The sequence below is a fragment of the Mycobacterium sp. genome, from assembly GCF_049683355.1.
In the GTDB taxonomy this organism is placed as follows: Bacteria; Actinomycetota; Actinomycetes; order Mycobacteriales; family Mycobacteriaceae; genus Mycobacterium.
On record NZ_JBAUJB010000419.1, the window covers coordinates 1 to 3,727 of the forward strand.

5 protein-coding genes and 1 pseudogene are annotated in these 3,727 nt (G+C 65.9%); 3 read left to right on the top strand and 3 right to left on the bottom strand.

What is annotated here, in order from left to right:
- From WA944_RS23920 to WA944_RS23930, 3 genes and pseudogenes are all read right to left on the bottom strand, one after another.
- A pseudogene (locus WA944_RS23920) lies at positions 1-414 on the bottom strand (IS1634 family transposase); the annotation flags it as partial.
- A 96-nt stretch (positions 415-510) separates the two neighbouring features.
- The gene (locus WA944_RS23925; protein WP_526371684.1) at positions 511-924 is read right to left on the bottom strand and encodes an endonuclease/exonuclease/phosphatase family protein; all 414 of its coding nucleotides are present in this window, start codon (positions 922-924) and stop codon (positions 511-513) included.
- Positions 864-1,196, bottom strand: a complete 333-nt coding sequence (locus tag WA944_RS23930; RefSeq protein WP_526371686.1) for a hypothetical protein — start codon at positions 1,194-1,196, stop codon at positions 864-866. Before WA944_RS23930 ends, WA944_RS23925 begins: the two co-directional genes overlap by 61 nt.
- A gap of 235 nt (positions 1,197-1,431) precedes the next feature.
- On the opposite strand from WA944_RS23930, the gene WA944_RS23935 reads away from it, so the two are divergent.
- The 3 genes from WA944_RS23935 to WA944_RS23945 all read left to right on the top strand — a co-directional run.
- Positions 1,432-3,057: an acyl-CoA carboxylase subunit beta gene (locus WA944_RS23935; protein WP_526647417.1), complete on the top strand. Its 1,626-nt coding sequence runs from the start codon at positions 1,432-1,434 to the stop codon at positions 3,055-3,057.
- A gap of 39 nt (positions 3,058-3,096) precedes the next feature.
- Positions 3,097-3,378, top strand: a complete 282-nt coding sequence (locus WA944_RS23940; RefSeq protein WP_526371690.1) for an acyl-CoA carboxylase epsilon subunit — start codon at positions 3,097-3,099, stop codon at positions 3,376-3,378.
- 60 nt (positions 3,379-3,438) lie between these two features.
- The coding region (locus tag WA944_RS23945; protein WP_526647418.1) for a Maf family protein at positions 3,439-3,727 on the top strand (289 nt) is incomplete at its 3' end.

The window sequence follows — 3,727 nt, forward strand, 5'->3', positions numbered from 1 at the left end:
CGGCTCGACGATCCGGGCGATCACCAAGTCCCGGAACACCGCATCACCGACGGCGCCAAAGCCCAACCCGTCATAGGTTTTGCCGATCGCCTCATAGAGCAGCCGCGAACTGGTCGACGCCGTGCGCCCCGGCCCAACCGGCAGTCCTTTGGGCTTGACCGGCGGCCCGAACAGCGTCGCGGGGCTCCCGTTGGCCACTTCCTGGACCGACGCGGTGCGCGCAGGCACCTCGAACTCGAGCTGGCCCTGATCACCGAGGGCTATCGCGCGGGCCTTCTCCAACAGCATTCCCAGCTCAGCATCGGTATGAGCCGATCCGACATGGGCCACGATCTCACGGCGGCCACGCTGTTTGGCCACCACCTGCACCGCCACCGCGCCCGAGGCGGTGCGCACCTTCCGCACGTACGCCACCGCCCGAACCTACCCGTTTAGTGCCCCAATTAGTGCCCCCGAGCCAGGAAAACACCAGGTCAAACGACCGTGGTGCAGAAATCCAGAATCAGTGTCCTAAATCAGGTTGAAGTCTCCGGCGGCAATGACTGCTCCGTCCCCCGCCTCTGCGGCGAGGCCATCCATCCGGTCTTTCGCGGCACCGATGCCGGCCCGCCACTCATCGAAGGCCCTGCCGTAGAAAGTCAATGGATTCATGACGTGCACGCTGGCGACGATGGGATCGACTTGCACTTCAGCGAGGTCGACCCTCGCCGCGACCATGCTTCCGCCCTTCAGGGGCGCAATCACCTCGACTGGGTGGCGACTCCATAGTCCGTATCCCCCGGCGCCGGGTAGCGGCACCAACACCGAGTAGGGAAAGTCGTCGCGCATACCCGCGTCGTAGAACCGCCGAAGCCAGTCGGGCGTCAACTCGGACACCGTGATGACGTCGGCGCTGGTTCGAGCCAGGTTCGTGAAGGACGCCATATCGGCGGTCCTTTACGAAGGTTCGACGACAACACGCGCAATTCGACATGCTCGCTAACCGCCGGCTGCGATTGTCCCGAGTAATACCAACGTATTTGGACGCCCAGAGTGGCCGCCACGACCACCACGGCTATCACCGACATCACGATGTGGCGGCCGAGCACCGACAGCACCAGGCCGACCGCGGCCAGAACCACTGCAAATGGGGCGCTCACCGCCACCAGTAGCGCGATGTTGTTCGTCAGCGGAAGCGCGCGGACGACGAGTGTCACCAACGCGTAGGTAAGGGCCAGTACCGCCAACCAGCGGCCGAGCCTGCGGCGCACGCGGCGATGCCTGCCGGATGAGATAGGTGTGTCCTCCCCGTACAGCCACCTGAGCTTCGCACGCTACCAATCATCGATAGGCGCCGCTCCGCGGCGACATCACACGTCCATTCCGACTTTCTAAGGGACTCGTAAGGGCCAACCGCGACAGCGGATCACCCCGCCGATACCATCAGTTCCCATGACCAGCGTGACTGAGCCCGAAGCCGAGCACGAGATCGACATCCACACCACCGCCGGGAAGCTGGCCGATCTGCGCAAGCGCGCCGAGGAAGCCCTGCACCCGGTCGGTGAGACTGCCGTGGAGAAGGTGCACGCGAAGGGCAAGCTGACCGCCCGCGAACGCATCCTGGCCCTGCTCGACGAGGACTCGTTCGTCGAACTCGACGCGCTCGCCAAGCACCGCTCCACCAACTTCGGCCTGGACAAGAACCGGCCCACCGGCGACGGTGTGGTCACCGGCTACGGCACCATCGACGGCCGCGACGTCTGCATCTTCAGCCAGGACGCCACCGTGTTCGGCGGGTCCCTCGGCGAGGTGTACGGCGAGAAGATCGTCAAGGTCCAGGAATTGGCGCTCAAGACCGGTCGCCCGCTGATCGGCATCAACGACGGTGCCGGCGCCCGCATCCAGGAGGGTGTGGTCTCCCTCGGTCTCTACAGCCGGATCTTCCGCAACAACATCCTGGCCTCGGGCGTGATCCCGCAGATCTCGCTGATCATGGGTGCGGCCGCCGGTGGGCACGTCTACTCCCCCGCCCTGACCGACTTCGTGATCATGGTCGACCAGAGCAGCCAGATGTTCATCACCGGGCCCGACGTCATCAAGACCGTCACCGGTGAGGACGTCACCATGGAAGAGCTCGGCGGTGCGCACACCCACATGGCCAAGTCCGGCACCGTGCACTACGTCGCCTCCGGCGAGCAGGACGCGCTGGACTACGTCCGCGACCTGCTGGGCTACCTGCCCCCGAACAACTACGCCGAGCCGCCGCGCTACCCCGCGCCGCACCCCGGCCCCATCGAGGAGAGCCTCACCGACGAGGACCTCGAGCTGGACACACTAATCCCGGATTCGCCGAACCAGCCCTACGACATGCACGAGGTCATCACCCGCATCCTCGACGACGACGAGTTCCTCGAAGTCCAGGCCGGCTACGCGGGCAACATCATCGTCGGGTTCGGCCGCGTCGACGGCCGCCCGGTCGGCATCGTGGCCAACCAACCCACCCAGTTCGCCGGCTGCCTGGACATCAACGCCTCGGAGAAGGCCGCCCGCTTCGTGCGAACCTGCGACTGCTTCAATATCCCGATCGTCATGCTGGTCGATGTGCCGGGCTTCCTGCCGGGCACCGAGCAGGAGTTCAACGGCATCATCCGCCGCGGCGCCAAGCTGCTCTACGCCTACGGAGAGGCCACCGTCGCCAAGATCACCGTCATCACCCGCAAGGCCTACGGCGGCGCGTACTGCGTGATGGGGTCCAAGGACATGGGCTGCGATGTCAACGTCGCCTGGCCGACCGCCCAGATCGCCGTGATGGGCGCCTCCGGTGCGGTCGGTTTCGTCTACCGCAATCAGCTCAAGGAGGCGGCCAAGAACGGCGAGGACGTCGACGCGCTGCGCCTGGAGCTGCAGCAGACATACGAGGACACCCTGGTGAACCCGTACATCGCCGCCGAACGCGGCTACGTCGACGCGGTGATCCCGCCGTCGCACACCCGCGGCTACATCGGCACCGCGCTGCGACTGCTGGAGCGCAAGGTGGTCCAGGTTCCGCCGAAGAAGCACGGCAACATCCCGCTGTAATCCACCGCTTGAACCTCCCCCAGACAAGGACGTTCCCTCATGGACCACAACGCCGACATCGTCGAGGTCTCCGACCCGCGGGACATGACGATCGATGATCCGCCGGCCCCGGATCCGCACTTCCAGGTGCTCAAGGGCGAACCCAGTGTGGAGGAGATCGCCGCGCTGGTGACCGTGCTGGCCGGCGCCGGCGGTGGCGCCGCCGGCGAGCCCGGCCCGCAGGAGCTCAACCCGTGGGGCCACCCGGTCGACAAGCTGCGCTACGACGTCTCCAGCTGGCAGCGGGTCACCTTGCTGGAACGGACACACATGCGGCGATGAGCGCTTGCGCGAAGAACAAACGGCACCGATGATGAGCCGCTTGCGCGAAGAAAATCAGATATGACCCGGGTCGTTCTGGGCTCGGCATCGTCGGGCCGGCTGCGGGTGCTTAGGCAGGCCGGCATCGATCCTCTCGTCGTCGTCTCCGATGTCGACGAGGACGCCCTGCTCGCCTCGTTGGAACCGGAGACGCCGCCGGAGGCGGTGGTGGCCAAGCTCGCCAACGCCAAGGCCATCAGTGTCGCCGCACAACTGCCGGAGGACGTCGCCTTCGATTGCGTGGTGCTCAGTTGTGATTCGATGCTCTATCGGGACGGCGAGCTGTACGGCAAGCCCGGTTCCGCCGTCG